Annotated in this window: 18 protein-coding genes and 1 tRNA gene; 11 read left to right on the top strand and 8 right to left on the bottom strand. The window is 71.1% G+C overall.

The window, feature by feature from the left end:
* Positions 1–29 precede the first annotated feature (29 nt).
* Positions 30–656: a helix-turn-helix domain-containing protein gene (locus tag P3G67_RS33535; protein ID WP_276096874.1), complete on the bottom strand. Its 627-nt coding sequence runs from the start codon at positions 654–656 to the stop codon at positions 30–32.
* A gap of 61 nt (positions 657–717) precedes the next feature.
* On the bottom strand, positions 718–1,521 hold the full coding sequence (locus tag P3G67_RS33530) for a trypsin-like serine peptidase (RefSeq protein WP_276096873.1): 804 nt from the start codon (positions 1,519–1,521) through the stop codon (positions 718–720).
* A gap of 371 nt (positions 1,522–1,892) precedes the next feature.
* On the opposite strand from P3G67_RS33530, the gene P3G67_RS33525 reads away from it, so the two are divergent.
* A complete protein-coding gene (locus P3G67_RS33525) occupies positions 1,893–2,318 on the top strand; it encodes an OsmC family peroxiredoxin (protein ID WP_276096872.1) in 426 nt (141 codons plus the stop codon).
* A 133-nt stretch (positions 2,319–2,451) separates the two neighbouring features.
* Entirely contained in the window at positions 2,452–2,634 is a 183-nt protein-coding gene (locus tag P3G67_RS33520) for a hypothetical protein (RefSeq protein WP_276096871.1), read from the top strand.
* Between the two features lie 16 nt (positions 2,635–2,650).
* Here P3G67_RS33520 and P3G67_RS33515 read toward each other — a convergent pair whose 3' ends face one another.
* Together P3G67_RS33515 and P3G67_RS33510 are read right to left on the bottom strand one after the other, a co-directional pair.
* Positions 2,651–3,574: an undecaprenyl-diphosphate phosphatase gene (locus tag P3G67_RS33515; RefSeq protein WP_269858048.1), complete on the bottom strand. Its 924-nt coding sequence runs from the start codon at positions 3,572–3,574 to the stop codon at positions 2,651–2,653.
* 171 nt (positions 3,575–3,745) lie between these two features.
* The gene (locus P3G67_RS33510; protein ID WP_276096870.1) at positions 3,746–4,165 is read right to left on the bottom strand and encodes a BlaI/MecI/CopY family transcriptional regulator; all 420 of its coding nucleotides are present in this window, start codon (positions 4,163–4,165) and stop codon (positions 3,746–3,748) included.
* A 276-nt stretch (positions 4,166–4,441) separates the two neighbouring features.
* Between P3G67_RS33510 and P3G67_RS33505 the strand changes: the two genes are divergently transcribed.
* The 4 genes from P3G67_RS33505 to P3G67_RS33490 all read left to right on the top strand — a co-directional run bounded on the left by P3G67_RS33505 (position 4,442) and on the right by P3G67_RS33490 (position 8,258).
* Positions 4,442–5,725 carry an MGDG synthase family glycosyltransferase gene (locus tag P3G67_RS33505; RefSeq protein ID WP_276096869.1) on the top strand — a complete coding sequence of 428 codons (1,284 nt, stop codon included), beginning with the start codon at positions 4,442–4,444 and terminating at the stop codon, positions 5,723–5,725.
* Positions 5,726–5,765: 40 nt separating this feature from the next.
* Positions 5,766–6,563: a polysaccharide deacetylase family protein gene (locus P3G67_RS33500; protein WP_276096868.1), complete on the top strand. Its 798-nt coding sequence runs from the start codon at positions 5,766–5,768 to the stop codon at positions 6,561–6,563.
* Between the two features lie 100 nt (positions 6,564–6,663).
* Positions 6,664–7,122, top strand: coding sequence for a PPOX class F420-dependent oxidoreductase (locus P3G67_RS33495; protein ID WP_276096867.1), 459 nt, complete (start codon positions 6,664–6,666; stop codon positions 7,120–7,122).
* A complete protein-coding gene (locus P3G67_RS33490) occupies positions 7,119–8,258 on the top strand; it encodes an MBL fold metallo-hydrolase (RefSeq protein ID WP_276096866.1) in 1,140 nt (379 codons plus the stop codon). The genes P3G67_RS33495 and P3G67_RS33490 overlap by 4 nt, the downstream gene beginning before the upstream one ends.
* A 7-nt stretch (positions 8,259–8,265) precedes the next feature.
* Here the strand turns inward: P3G67_RS33490 and P3G67_RS33485 are convergent, their stop codons facing one another.
* Positions 8,266–10,137: a DUF2264 domain-containing protein gene (locus tag P3G67_RS33485; RefSeq protein ID WP_276096865.1), complete on the bottom strand. Its 1,872-nt coding sequence runs from the start codon at positions 10,135–10,137 to the stop codon at positions 8,266–8,268.
* A 221-nt stretch (positions 10,138–10,358) separates the two neighbouring features.
* Between P3G67_RS33485 and P3G67_RS33480 the strand changes: the two genes are divergently transcribed.
* A complete protein-coding gene (locus tag P3G67_RS33480) occupies positions 10,359–10,703 on the top strand; it encodes an MmcQ/YjbR family DNA-binding protein (RefSeq protein WP_276096864.1) in 345 nt (114 codons plus the stop codon).
* 58 nt (positions 10,704–10,761) lie between these two features.
* Here the strand turns inward: P3G67_RS33480 and P3G67_RS33475 are convergent, their stop codons facing one another.
* Entirely contained in the window at positions 10,762–11,811 is a 1,050-nt protein-coding gene (locus P3G67_RS33475) for a sphingomyelin phosphodiesterase (RefSeq protein ID WP_276096863.1), read from the bottom strand.
* A 303-nt stretch (positions 11,812–12,114) separates the two neighbouring features.
* On the opposite strand from P3G67_RS33475, the gene P3G67_RS33470 reads away from it, so the two are divergent.
* Positions 12,115–12,582: a universal stress protein gene (locus tag P3G67_RS33470; RefSeq protein ID WP_276096862.1), complete on the top strand. Its 468-nt coding sequence runs from the start codon at positions 12,115–12,117 to the stop codon at positions 12,580–12,582.
* Between the two features lie 31 nt (positions 12,583–12,613).
* Positions 12,614–13,585 (top strand): pirin family protein, encoded by a 972-nt coding sequence (locus P3G67_RS33465; protein ID WP_276096861.1) that lies wholly within the window; start codon positions 12,614–12,616, stop codon positions 13,583–13,585.
* Between the two features lie 231 nt (positions 13,586–13,816).
* On the opposite strand, the gene P3G67_RS33460 is transcribed toward P3G67_RS33465, so the two are convergent.
* Both P3G67_RS33460 and P3G67_RS33455 read right to left on the bottom strand, forming a co-directional pair.
* Positions 13,817–14,716, bottom strand: a complete 900-nt coding sequence (locus tag P3G67_RS33460) for a transketolase family protein (protein WP_276096860.1) — start codon at positions 14,714–14,716, stop codon at positions 13,817–13,819.
* A 73-nt stretch (positions 14,717–14,789) separates the two neighbouring features.
* Positions 14,790–15,488: a transketolase gene (locus tag P3G67_RS33455; RefSeq protein WP_276096859.1), complete on the bottom strand. Its 699-nt coding sequence runs from the start codon at positions 15,486–15,488 to the stop codon at positions 14,790–14,792.
* Between the two features lie 65 nt (positions 15,489–15,553).
* Here P3G67_RS33455 and soxR point away from each other — a divergent pair, with 65 nt between their 5' ends.
* The gene (soxR, locus tag P3G67_RS33450; protein WP_276096858.1) at positions 15,554–16,021 is read left to right on the top strand and encodes a redox-sensitive transcriptional activator SoxR; all 468 of its coding nucleotides are present in this window, start codon (positions 15,554–15,556) and stop codon (positions 16,019–16,021) included.
* A gap of 120 nt (positions 16,022–16,141) precedes the next feature.
* Positions 16,142–16,215: transfer RNA gene (locus tag P3G67_RS33445), tRNA-Pro, on the top strand.
* The last annotated feature ends 1,208 nt before the right edge of the window (positions 16,216–17,423 follow it).

Genomic DNA, 17,423 nt, shown 5'->3' with positions numbered 1-17,423 from the left:
TTGAAAGGGGTGGCCGGTTCGCGGACGGTTCAGTGGACGCGGCTGAGGGGATCGACGCACAGCCCGCCCACCGGGCTCTGCAACAGGGTGTGGACGAAGAGCAGGTCGACTCCCTCGGCCGACGCGGCGGCCAGCCGGTGCGGGGTGAGCGAGTCGAAGTGCGCCGAGTCCCCGGGGTCGAGGACGTGGACCGTCTCGCCGAGCGTCAGCCGTAGCCGCCCGGAGGTCACGTACAGCCACTCCTCGCCGGGGTGCACTCGGACCACGGTGTCCTGTACCGCGGGCGGGATGTGCACCTTCAGCGCCTGCATGGCCCGGTCCGGCCCGCCGGCGCGGCGGTAGCTCCACCCTCCGGCGCGTCCGGGCTCCAGCCGTCCGGCGCGGATGACCGGATCGTGCGCCACCGCCTGCTCGCCCAGCAGTTCGGCCACCGTGGTCCCGTACACTCGGGAAAGGCCCAGCAGCACCGGAAGCGAGGGCTGGCGGCTTTCGGTCTCCAGCCGCGAGAGGTACGCGGGCGAGAGCCCGACCCTGGCGGCCGCCGCTTCCAGCGTCAGCCCCCCGCGCCGCCGCCACTCACGCAGTCGCACCCCGAGTCCGCTGATCTCGGGTGTCGGCACAGGTCCGGTCTCGACCTCGGACACGCTGTCGGTCATGCCTCCAGTGCACACCCGTCGTGCCCGACAGGCAAATTTTTTGCCTCGTAGGCAAAAGGGATCAGACCTGCGTGGCGGCGGCCTGTTGGTACAGGGCGGCGATGTCGTTGTCGAAGTACGCGCTGTAGGAGACGTCGTCGGTGTTGCCGCCCTGCTGGAAGCCGCCGATGACGCCCATCACGGTGTGGCCCTCGGTGATCCAGGGGCTGCCGCTGGTGCCGCCGCTGTAGGCGGTGCAGGCGATGCGCAGCTGGGTGGCGGAGTAGGCCGAAACCCGGTTCACGCAGGTGATCGGGGCGTCCTCGTCGGACGGGTAGCCGGTGAGCCGCACGGTGCTGGTCTGGTTCTTGTTGACGCCCAGCGTGTAGCTGCCCACCACGTCCTGCACGTGTCGGCCGCCGAGCGGCTGGACACTGACGAAGGCGACGTCGAGGTCCTCGTCCTGGCTGTCGGTCCAGCGCGGGTCCAGCGTCGCCTTGTCGAGCTTCCAGACGCCGTAGGGGGCCCGGCCGTCGTGGTAGCCGGGGACGAAGTACAGGTCGTCGGTGCCGTTGCTGACGCAGTGCGCGGCGGTGACGATCAGGTCCTTGCCCGCGCTCCTGACGACGCTGGCCGAGCAGAAGTGGTCGCCGTCGGACGAGACGTTGCCGTGGAAGATGGCGCCGACCGTGGCGATGGCCTTGGTGTCGTGCACGGAGTGCGAGGTGCCCAGGGCCGTGGCCGAGGCGGACAGCGCCGCGGCGCTCGCGGTGCTTCCGATCGAGACCACGACCAGCCAGCCCAGGACCAGTGCCACATCGCGGCACACGCGGCGGGAGAGGGCACGGCCTGATCCGCCGCGCCGGAACCGCTGCTGCCTGAACATGCGGTGACCCTTCTGCCAAAGGCCGGAGAGGGCGTTGCTGCCCTCCGGAGAAGATCATCGACGACAACTATGAGAAACGGATGTGAAGGCTCTCAGAGACGAGTGATTCCCGTGAAGTGTCCGGGCGGCAGGTGAATCTCCCGGGGGAGACCCGGGCGGGGCCCGAATAGGTCCGGAAGGGGGGAGCCGTCCTGAATCCGCGAGGTGTACCACCGTGCGAAGGCCATGGTGGCGGATGATCGGGAGGACCCGTTCCGCGTCGCGTACCGCTCACCCGTAGTACCCGCACGAGTTCCATAACACCCGCATCGCGAACCACTCGCATCCCGTGGGCACCGCCGTACGCCCACCACCCGCAGGAGGTATCCGCCGTGGCGACCAAGCGCATCGCGCACACCGTCTGGGAAGGCGATCTGCTCGACGGCAGGGGCACCGTCACCTTCGACTCCTCCGGCATCGGGGAGGCGGAGGTCACCTGGGCGTCCCGCGCGCAGGAGCCCGACGGCAGGACCGGTCCCGAGGAGCTGATCGCCGCGGCCCATTCGAGCTGCTACTCCATGGCGCTGTCGAACATCCTGGCCAAGGCGGGAACGCCGCCCACCACACTGCACACCCAGGCCGAGGCGACCTTCCAGCCGGGCGAGGGCATCACCGGGATCCATCTGACCGTGCGCGGCGAGGTCTCCGGGGTGGACGCGGCGGCCTTCACCGCGGCGGCCGAGGACGCCAAGAACAACTGCCCGGTCAGCCAGGCCCTCACCGGTACCACCATCACCCTCACCGCGACCCTCGACTGACCGCCCCACACGCCCGAACGAGTGTATGAAGGAGGGGCGGGAACCGCGCCGCCGCCGGTGGCGTTGTCCATACGGGGCGGAGAGCGGAGCCGTGGTGGCGCGGCCCGTACCGCGGACGGAGGGCGAGGAAGCGATGTCGAAGCGCGCTACGTACGCCGTCGGGGGCGTGGCGGTCGGACTTGTGCTGCTGTATGTGCTGCCGCTCTGGGCGGCGCTGCTGATCATCATCGGCGTGCCGGTGGGCGGTTACCTGCTGCTCGATCCGTCACAGCGGGCCAGGTTGAAGCGGGTCACCCGCAAGGAGATAGGCCGCTGACCCGGCGGCCCGGTACTCAGGCCAGCGTGAAGTAGGCGAGGCTGCCCAGGCCGGCCAGCGTGCAGTAGACGGCGAACGGGGTGAGCGTGCGTGTCTCGAAGTACTTGGTGAGGAAGCGCACCGCCACGTATCCCGCGACGAAGGCCGCCACGCTGCCCGCCAGCAGCTGACCGCGGATGCCGTCACCGGCCGGGCCGAGCAGCGAGGGCACCTTCAGCAGCGCCGCCGCGCCGATCACCGGCGTGGCCAGCAGGAAGGCGAACCGCGCGGAGTCCTCGTGGCTCATGCCCCGGAAGATCCCGGCGCTGATGGTCGACCCGGAGCGGCTGATCCCGGGGCACAGCGCGAGGATCTGCGCGGCGCCGATCCAGGCCGCCTGGCCGAAGGTGAGCTTGGTGATCCGCCGGTCCGACAGGTCGTCGGGGTCCAGATGCTCCTCGCCAGGCGCGACCGACGAGCCCGCCCGGCGACGTCCGGTGCCACCGCGCCGCAACTGCTCGGTGACGTACAGCACGATCCCGTTGAGCGCGAGGAACACCGCTGTGGGCACCGGCTTGCCGAGGGTGGAGCGGAAGACCTTGTCGAGCGCGAGTCCGGCGATGCCCACCGGAATCGTGCCTATGATCAGCAGCCAGGCCAGCCGCTGCTCGACGGTCTGGATCTGCCGCCGGCGGATGGAGCTGAACAGCCCGCGCACCACCTTGGCCCAGTCCCGCCGGAAGTAGACGACGAGCGCCAACGCGGTGGCCAGGTGCAGCCCGATCAGCACGTTCAGGTACGGCGAGCCGTCGGCCGCCACATTGAGGTCATGCTTCCACTGCCCGCCGAGCAGCGCGGGCAGCAGGATGCTGTGGCCGAGGCTGGACACCGGAAACAGCTCGGTGACGCCTTGCAGCAGGCCGACGCCGATCGCTTCGGGGTAGGTCAGGACGGAGGACATCGACGACCTTCGGTGGAGGGAGCAGAACCCGGACAGACCCCGGGCAGGGGAGAACGTACTACAAGCGGTAAAAGCGCCGTCGACCAGGGAGAGTTGTTCATCCGCCGCTGCACGGCCGTTCACCTCGCGAACCGGGCCGTGAGAGAGCGGGCGGCTCGCCCAACCGCCGTGCTACGCCCGCGGTTTGGGGCCACCCGGAGTCGAGTGGCCCTGCTCGGCGAGGAGCCGGTGGAGCAGTAGCTCGTCCTGGGCGGACAGCTCGGAGACGAATCGGGAGAGCACCGCGGCCCGGTCAGGACCGCGGTCGAGCAGCGAACGCATCCGCTCCGCGGTGTGCGTGGCCTCGTCCTCCACGGGCGCGTAGGCGTAGCCGCGCCCCTCGCGGCGCCGGGTGAGCATCCCCTTGTCGTGCAGCCGGGACAGGATCGTGAGCACGGTGGTGTACGCGAGGTCGCCGGGCAACTGCTCGTTGACCTGGGCTGCGGTCAGTGGTTCCCCCGCGGCCCAGAGTGCGGCCAGCACACTGGCTTCCAGCTCCCCGGCGGCCCTTCGGTTGTTGCCGCTCACCGAGCGCGCCTTACCCCCTGCCACGTGACCGGCCTCCTCGCATATGACATCCACTCCCGCGATACAACCCCGCAATCTACTACTTCTCGTAAAAGCTCGGTGTCGGGCCGGGGGGTTGTTCGTAACCCGCTCGCGGGTGCGGGTTTTCCGGGGGTCAGGTGGGTCGGAAGTTAACTACTACACGTTGTAGAGTTCCGCATGCCCGCACCCCATCGCGCCGCGCCACCCCGGCTTTCGGCTACGGGGCGCCCCAGGTCGTCCGTGCGGAGCGTTCCCCGACGTACGGAGGCAAGGTCGGTCGTGTCTTACCCCCAAAGCCAAGCGGTCCCGGGGCGGATCGTGGTCATCTCCGCGAGCGTCGGCGCGGGGCACGACGGCGCCGCCGACGAACTCACCCGACGGCTCACCGCCGCCGGTGCCACCGTCGACCGGCATGACTTCCTCGACCTGCTGCCCGCCCGGCTCGGCCCGCTGATCTGCGGCAGCTACCACCAACTGCTGACCTACGCCCCCTGGGCCTACCAGCGCATCTACGCCGCCACCGAGCACGGCGGCGAGACCGGGCGGCTCACCCGCGCGGTACTGCGCCGCTCCGAGCACCGCACGCTGCGCGTGCTGCCGCCGGACACCCGCGTGGTCGTCTCCACCTATCCGCTGGCCAGCCAGGTGCTGGGCGCGCTGCGCCTGGCCGGCCGGCTGACGGTGCCCGTGCTCACCTACCTCACCGACTTCTCCGTCCACCCGATGTGGGTGGCCGACGGGGTGGACCTGCATCTCGCCGCCCACCCCATACCCGCCGATCAGGCCAGGGCGGCGGGCGCCGAGCGGGTCACCGCGACCGGCCCGGTGGTCAATCCGCGCTTCGGCCCCGCGTCCGCAGCCGAACAGGAAGCCGCCCGGACCCGCTTCGGCCTCCCGCCGCGCGCACCGCTGGCGCTGCTGGTCGCCGGATCCTGGGGCGTCGGCCCGGTCGAGCAGGTGGCCACCGAGATCCGCGACAGCGGCGCCGCCGTGCCCGTCGTGGTCTGCGGCCGCAACCAGGCGCTCGTGGAGCGGCTGCGCGCCCTGGGCATCGAGCACGCCTTCGGCTGGGTCGAGGACATGCCGGGACTGATGCACGCCTCCGACGTCCTGGTGCAGAACGCCGGAGGGCTGACCTCGCTGGAGGCGTTCGCCAGCGGACTGCCGGTCGCCTCCTACGGCTGCATACCGGGCCATGGCCGCACCAACGCCGCCGCCCTGGACGAAGCGGGCCTCGCGGTGTGGATCCGCTCCCGCGAAGACCTCAAGCCGGTGCTCGGCGAACTGCTCGAAGGCCCGTTGGGCAGGGCCCAACGGGCCGCCGGGCAGGCGCTGTTCCACGACGACCCGGTGGCCGGACCGGTCGCCGAGATCCTCGCCGCCGCCGCCGATCCAGTGCCCGAGGCGGTCACCGACCCGGCATCCATGCGCCGGCCCGCCGCACGCAGAACCGCCATCGTGCTCGCCGCCGCACTGGCCACCACGATGCTCGCCGGTCCGGAGACCACCGAAGCCGCGGTGGCGCGCGGTGGCTTCCACCTGCTGCACGAATTCGGCCGCTGACCCAACTCGTAACCACGTAAGCCCGTAAGAAGGAGTGCCGATGCCCGCCAACCGGAAGCCCGGCCTGGCCCGTACGGTCCTCAAGTCCGGATGCGTGGCGCTGCCCGCGCTCGCCGCCGTCCACGCCGCTCCCGTCATCTCCACCCTCGGGCCGCTGCGCAACCGGCTGATGCCGGGGCTTTCCGGCCAGGGCCGGGCCGACCACGTGGCGCTCACCTTCGACGACGGCCCCGATCCGCTGTCCACCCCGTTCTTCCTGCGGGTGCTCGACGAGTACCGTATCCGCGCCACCTTCTTCGTACTCGGCTCGATGGCCAACCGCGCCCCGGAACTGCTCAGGGAAATGGCCGCGGCCGGACACGAGATCGGCATCCACGGCTGGCAGCACCGTCCGCTGCTGCTGCGCGGACCGCGCGCCACCTATCAGGACTTCGCGCGCGCCCGGGACCGGGTGGCCGAGATCACCGGCCAGATGCCGCGGCTGTTCCGCCCGCCGTACGGCGTGATGTCCACCTCCGCGCATCTGGCGGTACGGCGGCTCGGCCTGACCCCCGTGCTGTGGACCTGCTGGGGCGAGGACTGGACCCGTCGGGCCACCCCTCGCTCGGTGCACCAGACCGTCACCGCCGACCTGCGCGGCGGCGGCACGATCCTGCTGCACGACTCCGACTGCACCTCCGCCCCGGGCGCCTGGCGTTCGGCGCTCGGCGCGCTGCCGATGCTGCTGGACACCTGCGAGCGCCGCGGCCTTCAGGTCGGCCCGCTACGCGACCACGCCCCCGTCACCTCCACTCACGCCTGCGAGGCCCGCCGCCCGGTCCGCGCGGTACGGGCGTGAACAAGGGCGCGCCCGCAACCGCCCGGCGGTGCCGAACGGCCGCGACCCAACAGGAGTGACGAGGCGGAACACCGGAGACCGGCCACACGTTGAGGTCGTCATGACGGCAAGAGATTCGGACGCCCTGGAGCGCGAAGCACCACTGCTGCGGCTGCTCACAGAGGTGGACGGTGGGGTCCTGGTCACCCTCAAGCGTGACGGACGACCGCAGTTGTCCAACGTCAACCACCACTACGACCCCGAGGAGCGGATCGTCCGGGTCTCCATCACCGACGACCGCGCCAAGACCCGCAATCTACGCCGCGACCCACGCGCCAGTTACCACGTGACCAGCCCCGACCGGTGGACCTGGACCGTGGCGGAAGGCACCGCCGAACTGTCCGAGGTCGCCACCGACCCGCACGACCCGGCGGTGGAGGAGCTCATCGACCTCTACCGCGCGGTGCGCGGCGAGCACCCCGACTGGGACGAGTACCGCGCGGCGATGGTCGCCGACCGGCGGCTGGTCATGCGGCTGCGGGTGGAGCGCGCCTACGGGCAGCCGGGGCGGCGCGCATGACCGGCTGGCGTCCGCTGTCCTTCGGCGCCGACCCGACGGGGGAGCGGATGGCCCGCATCCGCCGCTCCCCGAACTTCAGGGACGGTGTGTTCGTCAACCCGGCAGGACCCTCGCGGCCACCGGGCGGTCCGGGCTGGGGCATGCTCAAGTCCCAGTTGCGCAAGGCCGATCGGATCCGCAGACGTCCCGCGGCCCCCGTTCCCGTATATCCGTACACCGTCGCCGAGTTGGCTACCCCGCCCGCGTCCGGGCTGCGCCTGACCTGGATGGGGCACTCCAGCGTGCTCGCCGAGATCGACGGGCGGCGGGTGCTGTTCGACCCCGTGTGGGGCGAGCGCTGTTCCCCGTTCGGCTTCGTCGGACCGCGCCGGGTGCATCCGGCGCCGGTACCGCTCGCCGAGCTGGGGCGGTTGGACGCCGTGGTCATCTCGCACGACCACTACGACCACCTGGACCTGCCCACGATCCGCCAACTGGTGGGCACCGGAACGACGTTCGCCGTTCCGCTGGGCGTCGGCGCGCATCTGGAGCGGTGGGGCGTGCCCGCCCGGCAGATGGTGGAACTGGACTGGCGGGAGTCCGCGGTCGTCGCCGGACTCACCTTCACCGCCACCCCCGCCCGGCACTTCTGCGGACGCGCCATACGCAACACCCAGCACACGCTGTGGGCCTCCTGGGTGGTACGCGGACCCGAGCACCGGATCTACCACAGCGGCGACACCGGATATTTCCCCGGCTTCGCCGATATAGGCGCCGAGTACGGCCCCTTCGATGCGGCGATGATCCAGATCGGTGCGTACAGCGACTTCTGGCCGGACATCCACATGACCCCGGAGGAGGGGTTGCGGGCACACGCCGACCTGTCCGCCGGGACGTTGCGCGGTGCCCTGCTACCCATTCACTGGGGCACGTTCAACCTCGCCCCGCACCCCTGGGAGGAGCCCGCGGAACGCACCCTCGCCGCCGCGCTCGCGGCCGGTGCCTCGGTGGCCCTGCCGCCACCCGGAAGGCCCTTCGAGCCGAGCGGCGAACTGCCCCTGGAGCCCTGGTGGCGCCCGGTCGCCGTACCGTCGCCCGCCGCCCTTGCCGCACCGGCGTCCGCGCCTGTCGAACTGGCTCCGAACGAGGCTGGTTGACGGTACGTCATGCGTACAGCTCGGTACCGTCGGTGAATCGGATGGCGACCGCGCCGTCCACCACCTCGGCGGCCGCGACCCCGCACAGCTCGGCCGCCCGCACCGGGTTGCCGGACAGCGCGACCAGCGTGACATGAATGCTGCGACCGCCGGGGTGCGGTGCCGAGGTGAGGTACGGGACAGCCGAACACGGGCCGAACGCGTTGGCGTCGGTGTGGTGGGCGACATGCCCGCCACACCAGCCGTACAGTCCCACGACGGCGCTGACCAGACCGTCGGCGCGGCGTACCAGCGCCCAGCCGTCCCCCGTCTCGGCCGTCGGCGGCCGGGTCCCGGCGATCGCGTGACCGCCCTCGCGGACGGTGACCCCCGCGGGCGCCTCGACCCGGTGCACGCGCACCTCCAGGCCCTGGTGCGGCAGGGCGGTGGTCTCGACGCGGTACTCGGTCCCGTCACCCGGCAGCCGCGCCGCGTACCAGGAGGCGGCGCGGGAGCGTGAAACGCCCAGCGGATGGATGACGGTGCGACGGGAGGCGGTGCCGTCGGCGGCCACCAGCGCCAGATGGCCGTCGAGCCGCGCCGCCCGGGCGTGCGACGCGGTCTGCGGCGCGGTACGCGAGGAGTAGCCGAACCTCACATAGTGCGGATCGTCGGCCAGACCTGGCGTCGCGTGGTCGCTGCCGTGGTTGAGCAGCCGCACGATGCCGTCGCCACGGGTGCCGTGCAGCAGCCAGCCGGGCGCGGGCAGCGCCACGCACTGGTCCGACTCCTCGATGGGCAGCGGCAGTTCGCGCGCGGTCCACACCGGGTGGTCCGGGGGAAGCAGCAGCCCGAGGAAGCCCTTGGCCGCCCAGTACGGTGACGCCGGGCCGGAGTAGTCCTGGGTGACCGGAAGGAACGGTTCGTACCAGCCGAGACTCAACAGGCCGCGTTCGTCGGGAACTTCGCGCTCGGTGAAGTGCCGCAGCACGCCGGAGGCGAGGCGGCGGGTGCGGCCCGGGGGCAGCGGCGTGGCGTCGGCGAGCGCGCCCAGCCACACCGGCGCCACGGTCGCGAAGCGGTAGGTGAGGGACCGGCCCTGGTGCACGGGAGCGCCGTCGGCACCGAAGAAGTGCTGGTAGCCCAGCAGGAACCGGCGCAGCCGGGCCCGGTAGGCGGCTACCCGCGCGGCTTCGGCCCGGTCACCGGCGATGCGGGCCCACAGCAGCGGATACAGGTGCAGCGCCCAGCCGTTGTAGTAGTCGAAGTTGCGGCCGTCGCCGTCGGTGTACCAGCCGTCGCCGACGTACCAGTCCTCGATCCGTGCCAGGCCGCCGTCGATGTCCGACTGGCGGTACCCGGCGCCCACCGACGCCAGGAACTCCTCGCAAACCACCTGGAACAGCCGCCAGTTGTTGTCGTGCGTGCGCTTTCCGATGATTCCGGAGAGCCAGTCGACCACCCGCTGCTGGACCGGCGAGTCCAACCGGTCCCAGATCCAACGGCGCGTCTCGTGCAGCGCGACGGCGATCGAGGCCGCCTCCACCATGGGCTGCGCGCGATCGCCGATCGGCGGCCAGGCCTCGCCGCTGCGGCGGTCGGTGCCCGTTGTCAGACCCCGCGCGTAGCGTTCTGTCAGGCGCTGGTCCACTTGGCCGTCGGCGCCCGCGATGCGGAAGGAGGCCAGCAGAAATGACCGTGCGTACCCTTCCAGACCGTCCGAGGCGTGCCCGGAGCAACTCGCCCGCCCCGGCAGGCAGTACCGCGCCCAGCCCGGCGTCGCGTACGGCACGAGCGCGTCCAGCAACCGGTCGGCCACCGCCTCCCAGTGCGCCCGCGTCCACCCGGTCAGCGGCGAGCGGTACGGGTCGGGGGGCGGGAGCTTCGGCGGTGCGGACACGAGGGCCGTCCTCGGAGGTGCGAAGAACGATGTGGTCCAGTGTGCCCGCTCATGGCTGCCGGGGGCGCCAGCCGCGGGGAGCGCGCGGGGTCGCGCCGTACCGCGCCGGTAGTGCGGAAAGTGGCTGCGGGCGCTTGGGCGGCGCACGGGAGCGCCGTCGGCGGCCATTGTCAGTGGTGGGCACTACGGTCGGTGGTGAACGGTGGGAACGGAGGACCGAGATGGCCGACGCCGACGATGTACGGAGAATCGCGCTCTCCCTGCCGGAGGCGGTGGAGAAGCTGGCCTGGGGCATGCCGTCCTTCCGGGTGCGCGGGAGGTCCTTCGCGTGGCTCGCCGAGGACGACGCCTCCATCAGCGTCAAGTGCCCGATGCATGAACGGGCCGAGCTGATCGCCGCGGAGCCGGAGAAGTTCTTCATACGCCGCGGCCATGACGACAACTTCGCCTGGGTGCGGGTCCGGCTCGCCGCCGTGGACGACGTCGAGGAACTGCGTGCCATCCTGCTGGACTCCTGGCGGCAGGCGGCGCCAGGCCAACTGGCCGCCTCATACGAGGACGCGTAACCCGCGTAAGTGGGCGACCAGTTGACCGTCGGCCGGCGGTACCACCGGCTGTCGGGCGTCAGTTCAGCTGGAACGTGGCCTCGACGGGGTAGTGGTCGCTGGGCGCGTTGGTGTCGGTCTGCCCCTGCGTCCAGCCGCTCTGCGGGTCGAAGCCGACGGCGACGTCGGGCAGCGCCGCCGGGGTGGGCCGTCCCGGTGCGTTGAGGTAGCCGAGGTAGTCCACATCATCGGTGTAGTCGGTGGGGAAGCTCTCGACGCCCGCCATGTACTGGCACCACGCCGACACCTTGCAGTCGATGGTGGTCAGCGTCTGTGACGGATCGCCGGCCGGGGTACCGAGCACACCGCCCACCGCGGCCTGGGCGTTGGCGTAGTCGCCGCGTGCCTGGCCGTGGTAGTACTCGACGTTCAGGTCGCCGCCGATGAGCACCGGTCCGTTGGAGCCCACGATGCCGTCGGCCCAGTCGCGGATCTCGCCGAGTTGGGCGAGCCGGGTGGCCTGCGTGGTGTCGGTCGAGGTGTTCGACTGGTCGGCCTGCAGATGTGTGCCCACCACCCAGGTCTTGCTGCCGTCCTTGTCGATCTGGGCCAGCGCCGCGCCCTTGTTGGCGTTGTAGTCCCAGGTGCCCGAAGTGGAGTTGGTGAACACATGGGCGTACTGAGCCGTGATCGGGTACTTGGACAGGATCATCGTCCCGCCGTTGATGACGAAGGGGGAGTTGGAGCAGTTGCCACTGATGCCGTTCCAGCCGCCGCCGGAGCAGACCTGGCCGACCACCGGTGTCCGGTACGGGTAGAGGTCGGCGAGCCTGGCGGTGATGTCGTCGGTCGAGGCGTGGTTGAACAGCTCGTCCAGCACCACGACATCGGCGTTGTGCTGGCGGATCACCGACTCGACCACCGGGGTGCGCTCGGCGGCCTTCTCGCTCTCCACCGAGTCGACCACGGCCGTGGCGAGGTCGACGTTCCAGGCGAAGACGGAGAGCGAACCGCCGGTTCCGCTGGCCGCGCTCCGTGCCGGCTGCGCCACCGCGGGCTGTGCGAGGCCACCGAGGAACAGAGCCGTTGCCGCGACCATGGCCGCGGCGGTCGATCGACGAGCGATCACAAGTGCCTCCTGCTAGATGGGGTGGTTGCCCAACCGTTGGCGCGGACCCGGAGACGGTGGTGTGCCCCGCCAGATCCGCGGGGCCGCGGAAAGGCAGGCGCACGCTAGCGACTGGTGAGTACGGTGGGGCGAACAGCAACGGTTCGGCAAGCGGCGCGTTGGCCAAGGGTTCACAAAGCGCTGGGGTGTGTGCTGGTGTCGGGCGGGGCCGCGCGGCGTAGTGAGGCCGCACGCCGGAGGGCCGGGCCGACGCCGTACCGGCCCCGGCCCGGCGGAACGTTCCGGCCCGACTACGCTCAAGGTGTGACGGAGAACAACACCGGGTCGGCGTTCGAGCTGGGTACGGACGGTCCGAAGGTGATAGTGGTCGGAGTCGACGGCTCGGAGTCCTCCTGGCGCGCGGCGGCCTACGCCGCGGGCCTCGCCAGGCGGCAGCGGTCCCTGCTCGCCATGGTGTACGTACAGCCCATGGTCATGGCCAGCTCGGCCGGTCTCGGCGTGCCGATGGCCGAGGCCACCTCGCAGGTCGCGGAGGAGATCGTCGCGCAGGTGCGGGAGGCGATCGAGCGGATGGGCGAGACGGCCACGCTGCGCTGGGAGTTCCACACCTTCGCCGGGGACCCGTTCACCGGCCTGTCCCAGGCCGCCGACGAACTGCGCGCCGACGCCGTGGTCGTCGGCGCCTCGGAACAGGCCGGCCACCGCATCATCGGCTCGCTGGCGGTCCGGCTGGTCAAGGCCGCCCGCTGGCCGGTCACCGTCGTCCCGTAGTCCGGCCGTGAACCACTCCGCGGAGGGCAGCATGAGCAATCTGGACCTCAGGCCCCAGATGTCGGTGTGCGGTGGGCGCGCCGCCGTCGCGGCCGAGCCGGTACGCGAACTCCTCACTGGGCGGCAGGTGTCGCTGGGCGAGAGCACCGAAGTGCGGCGACTGCTGCCCAACTTGGGCAGGCGCATGATCGGCGCTTGGTGTTTCGTCGACCACTACGGCCCCGACGACATCGCCAAGGAACCGGGTATGCAGGTTCCGCCGCATCCGCACATCGGCCTCCAGACGGTCAGTTGGCTGCGCGCAGGCGAGGTGCTGCACCGCGACAGCCTCGGCAGCCTGCAAACCGTACGCCCCGGCGAGCTGGGCCTGATGACCGCGGGGCGGGGCATAGCGCACTCCGAGGAGTCCCCGCGCGAACACGCCCGCTTCCTGCACGGCGCGCAACTGTGGGTCGCGCTCCCCGACGCCCACCGCGCCACCGAGCCCGCCTTCGACCACCACACCGCACTCCCCGTGGTCACCGCGCCGGGCCTTAGGGCCACCGTCATCATGGGCGAGCTGGCCGGCGCCGTCTCACCCGGCCGTACGTTCTCCCCGCTGGTCGGCGCTGACCTGCTGCTGGACGCGGGCGCCGATGTGACGCTGCCGCTCGATCCGTCCTTCGAGTACGCGGCGCTCACGATGTCGGGAGGCGCGATCGTGGACGACGTACCGCTCGTGCCCGGCTCCCTGCTCTACCTTGGCTGCGGCCGAACGGGGCTGCCACTACGCGCCGACACCGCGACCGACCTCGTACTGCTGGGCGGCGAGCCGTTCGAGGAGAAGATCGTCATGTGGTGGAACTTCGTCGGGCGCACCGGGGACGAGATCGCCGCCGCCCGCGAGGCCTGGATGACGGCGCCGGAGCGGGACTACGGCACGGTTCACGGCTACGCCGGGCCGCCGATCCCCGCCCCCACACTCCCATCCGTGCCGCTCAAGCCACGGGGACGGAGCCGCTGAGAGGCGCGGCCCCCGCTGTGTGTGGCGGCGCGCCGGTACGAGGGCTGCGTGCTCCCTGGTGGGTGGGGCTGCCACTGATGGGGCCGCGCCCCGCCGCCGTCCGCCGCCGTGGCTTTCGGGGCCGCGGCTGTGACCGCCGTCCCACCGCAGCGGCTTTCGGGGCCGCAGCTGACGACCGCAGTCCCGCCGCCGCGGGACGCGCGCCGCCGGCGAGACCGCGGCCGCCCGGCCTCACCGCAAGAACCCAGTGATCCTCTTACGCAGCCCTCCCGCGTCCAGCCCGTGCGCGGCGACGTGCTCCTGCCAGGTGCCATAGCGGCGGAGCTCCTCGCGAGCGGTGCCCAGGCCCAGGACGCGGTGCGGCACATCGGCCAGCGCCTCGGCGACGTACGACACGGACGAGCCGGCCAGATACGGCTCCACCAGCACCACGTCCGCCGCCTCGGCGCTCCGCACCTCCGCGCGCAGCGTGTGCGCGTCGAACGGCCGCACCGTGGAGGCGTACAACACGGTCACATCCAGCCCCTCGACCGCCTCCAGCACGGCGTCCAGCATGGGCCCGACCGCCAGCACCACGCCTGACCGCCCCGCACGCAGCAACCGGAGACGGCCGGGGGAGACCGGCAGCGGTTCACGGTTGGACTGGTCGCTCAGCCGCAGGTAGACGCGGTTGTCACCGTCCGCGGCGGCATGCCGTAGCAGTGCCTCGGCCTCGTCCGGATGACCCGGTACATGCACCGTCCAGCCGTCCAGCGTGTCGAGCAGCGCCACATCGCCGGGCGCCTGGTGGGTACGCCCGCCGGACGCGATGTCGTACGAGCCGCCCGAGCTCACCAGCACCGCCCCGACGCCCTGGTGGCCGAGGTCAAGCTTGACCTGCTCGAAGGGTCGCTCGACCAGGAAGCTGGCGAAGGTGTGCGCGATGGGCCGCATCCCGGCGAGTGCCAGCCCACCGGTCACCCCCACCAGCAACTGCTCGCGGATACCCACGTCGATCACCCGGTCGGGGTGGGCGCGGGCCGCGTCCTTGAACCGGTCGGCGGAGATGACCGCGAGGGCCAGTGCCAGCCGGGGGTCCTCGTCGAGAAGGCGGGTGGCGACGGCGGCGAATCGTTCACGCATGGTGTCCATAACTGATGTCCGATCAACAGGCTTTGCGGGCAGTGTGTTTGCTGGCAACGGGGTTTGCTGGCAACGGACGCGGTCAGGCGTCCTTGGGCTCAACGCGGGCCACGACGGCGTGCGGTCGGCCGGGGTGCGGGGTGGTGAACGCCTCGTACAGCGCCTCGTGGTCGCGCCCGTCGACGGTGAGCGTCGACCAGCCTTCCGCCGCGAAGCGCGAAGCGAGCCCGCCGCGCCAGCCGTAGGTGGCCGAGGAGTTGTCGACGGCCACCACATGCAGCCCCTCCAGGCCCACCGCGCCCGCGAAGGCGACCGCCTCGTGGTTGCTGCCCTCGTCCATCTCGGCGTCACCGACCAGCACCCAGGTGCGGGGGTGGTACAGCCCCCGCGCCTTCAGCCCGAGCGCGGTGCCGACCGCGAGCGGCAGCCCGTGCCCGAGCGAACCGGACCCGATCTCGACGCCGGGGACGAGCGTCCGGTCCGGGTGGTACCCGAGCCGCGACTCGTACGCCCCGAAGCCCGGCAGCCATTCCTGCGGGATGTACCCCTTGGCGGCGAGCACGGCGTAGTAGGCCATCGGGCCGTGCCCCTTGGAGAGCAGGAAACGGTCCCGGTCGGGGGCGTCGGCGGTCTGCGGGGTGACCCGCAGCACCCGGTCGTAGAGCACCCACAGCACGTCGAGCGTGGAGGTGGCGGCCGGGCCGTGCTTCTCGTCGCCGGTCATCAGCGACATCAGCCCGGAAAGATCCGCGAAGTCATGAACACTGCTGGTGGAAGTCATGCGATGAGCGTGCAACTTCAAGCTCGCTTGAAGTCAAGCGGCGCTCACCGGCTATCGTCGGCCTCATGTCGCCCAACGCCCACGACCGGCTGACCATCGGCGAACTCGCCGCCCGCAGCGGCCTGGCCGCCTCGGCTCTGCGCTACTACGAGGAGCTGGACCTGATCCACTCCGAGCGCACCGCGGGCGGCCAGCGCCGCTACAAGCGCGCCACTCTGCGCCGCGTCGCCTTCATTCGCGCCGCGCAGCAGGTCGGCCTCACCCTGGACGAAGCCCGCGCGGCCCTGGCGGAGCTGCCCGCCGAGCGCACCCCCAACGCCACCGAATGGGCCCAGGTCGCCCGCGCCTGGCAACGCCGCATCGACGCCCAGATCGCCGACCTGGAGCGGCTACGCACCCGCCTCACCGGCTGCATCGGCTGCGGCTGCCTGTCACTGACCAGGTGCCGCCTGTACAACCCCGCCGACACCGCCGCCCAGTCCGGCCCGGGCGCCCGCTACCTCCTGGAGGAGGCACCCCCCGAGCAGTCGTGACAGCGTGTGCTCGCTTGACTACCGGCCCTGTCGAACCCCGGGGCGTGAGCAGCCACCACCCGAAGTGCGGTATTGTTCTCGTGCGCGGTCAGCCGGGGAAACCCCCAGCCGATCAAGCACCGGGACGTGGCGCAGCTTGGTAGCGCACTTGACTGGGGGTCAAGGGGTCGCAGGTTCAAATCCTGTCGTCCCGACTTGCGAATCCGCAGGTCGAAGGCCGTTTCCGTGAGTAACGGAAGCGGCCTTTGTCGTTTTTGCGGTGGGAGCGAACGGGGAGCCCTCTGGGAGCGCTCTTGCTCCCAGCCTCAAGTGGTGTCAATCGGGGGCGATTTGTCCGTCGCCCGGTTGGGTGGATGTGGGGCGCGGTATGGGGAGGTTGCGCGTTGTCGTCAACCGGTGGGCGGCGAGGTCACCCGGGATGATGTTGATGTAGCGGCCATCGAGAGGTCTAAATGCCCCTTGGCGGGTTCTGGCCGACCTTTGGCCAAGGGAGCGAGGTGGAGTGCTCCCCATGGGACGGGGGTGGCGGGGCGGCCGGGATGGTCGAGGACCTATACGCCCGAGGTCGGCGTGCCGTGCATGCGTGCGTTGGTGTGCTCGCCGTCCGGTAAAGCCTGGGCAATGCCCCTTGGCGCCGCTCCGCAGAGGGGGCACTCCCCAAACGGGAGCGCAGTAGGGCGCCGATGAGCGCGATACGGAGTCCTTCGTGTTGCCATGGGACGCCCAATAGGACACGTCCGCAGGAACATCGTCAGCGGGCCGCCCTGCTCATGAGCGGGGTGGACTTCGAGGCCTACGAAGACGGCGGCTGGGCGGAGCAGGCCATGGCCGCCAGTGGCCGCGAGCTCCGCCCTGGTTGCTGATCAGAGGTGATTGGCCGTCAAGTCGCAGGAATGGCCCAGTTGGTGGTTGGCCGTAGGTTCGAGTCCCCGGCAGGATTCGAACCTGTGCACACGGCTCCGGAGGGCGTTTGGGGATCCAGCATCGTTGCTGGTCAAAGTCTTGCGTCATGCAAGGGGGCTGGACGGAGTCCACAGTTGGTCCACGGTCGCAGGCCAGTTTTGGCTCCGCCGTCCGGCGCGTGGGGCTTCTCCAGGAGGGTGTCCGACTGTCGCGCCCTCCTGGTCGTTGTTAGTCATTCGCGGCTGCTGCCGGCCGCCTCGGACGGCCCAGCTGGGGCATCCACGGCAGATTCTCAGATCGCGCGATTCAGCTCCCGCATCTCGTACGAACCCTAGCCTGCCGGTCGGACCGGCAGAACTGGTGTTGTTCAGGCGGACCCGACGTCGCCCAGCCGCTTCGGTACCCCGGCCGAACGGGCCGCCGGTCGTCAACAGAACCGAAGTCCAGCCCAGTTCCATGAACTTTGCATCACCCTGCGAGGAGACTGCCTAACTTTGGG

The sequence above is a fragment of the Streptomyces silvisoli genome (genome assembly GCF_029269905.1).
Taxonomy (GTDB): Bacteria; Actinomycetota; Actinomycetes; order Streptomycetales; family Streptomycetaceae; genus Streptantibioticus_A; species Streptantibioticus_A silvisoli_A.
Note: the sequence above shows the minus strand (reverse complement) of the source record. Positions and strands in the feature narration are given on the sequence as shown.

Coding starts and splice junctions, on each gene's coding strand:
- P3G67_RS33535 (WP_276096874.1), bottom strand. CDS start 656: ATGACCGACAGCGTGTCCGAGGTCGAGACCGGACCTGTGCCGACACCC.
- P3G67_RS33530 (WP_276096873.1), bottom strand. CDS start 1,521: ATGTTCAGGCAGCAGCGGTTCCGGCGCGGCGGATCAGGCCGTGCCCTC.
- P3G67_RS33520 (WP_276096871.1), top strand. CDS start 2,452: ATGTCGAAGCGCGCTACGTACGCCGTCGGGGGCGTGGCGGTCGGACTT.
- P3G67_RS33515 (WP_269858048.1), bottom strand. CDS start 3,574: ATGTCCTCCGTCCTGACCTACCCCGAAGCGATCGGCGTCGGCCTGCTG.
- P3G67_RS33500 (WP_276096868.1), top strand. CDS start 5,766: ATGCCCGCCAACCGGAAGCCCGGCCTGGCCCGTACGGTCCTCAAGTCC.
- P3G67_RS33495 (WP_276096867.1), top strand. CDS start 6,664: ATGACGGCAAGAGATTCGGACGCCCTGGAGCGCGAAGCACCACTGCTG.
- P3G67_RS33490 (WP_276096866.1), top strand. CDS start 7,119: ATGACCGGCTGGCGTCCGCTGTCCTTCGGCGCCGACCCGACGGGGGAG.
- P3G67_RS33480 (WP_276096864.1), top strand. CDS start 10,359: ATGGCCGACGCCGACGATGTACGGAGAATCGCGCTCTCCCTGCCGGAG.
- P3G67_RS33465 (WP_276096861.1), top strand. CDS start 12,614: ATGAGCAATCTGGACCTCAGGCCCCAGATGTCGGTGTGCGGTGGGCGC.
- P3G67_RS33460 (WP_276096860.1), bottom strand. CDS start 14,716: ATGGACACCATGCGTGAACGATTCGCCGCCGTCGCCACCCGCCTTCTC.
- P3G67_RS33455 (WP_276096859.1), bottom strand. CDS start 15,488: ATGACTTCCACCAGCAGTGTTCATGACTTCGCGGATCTTTCCGGGCTG.
- soxR (WP_276096858.1), top strand. CDS start 15,554: ATGTCGCCCAACGCCCACGACCGGCTGACCATCGGCGAACTCGCCGCC.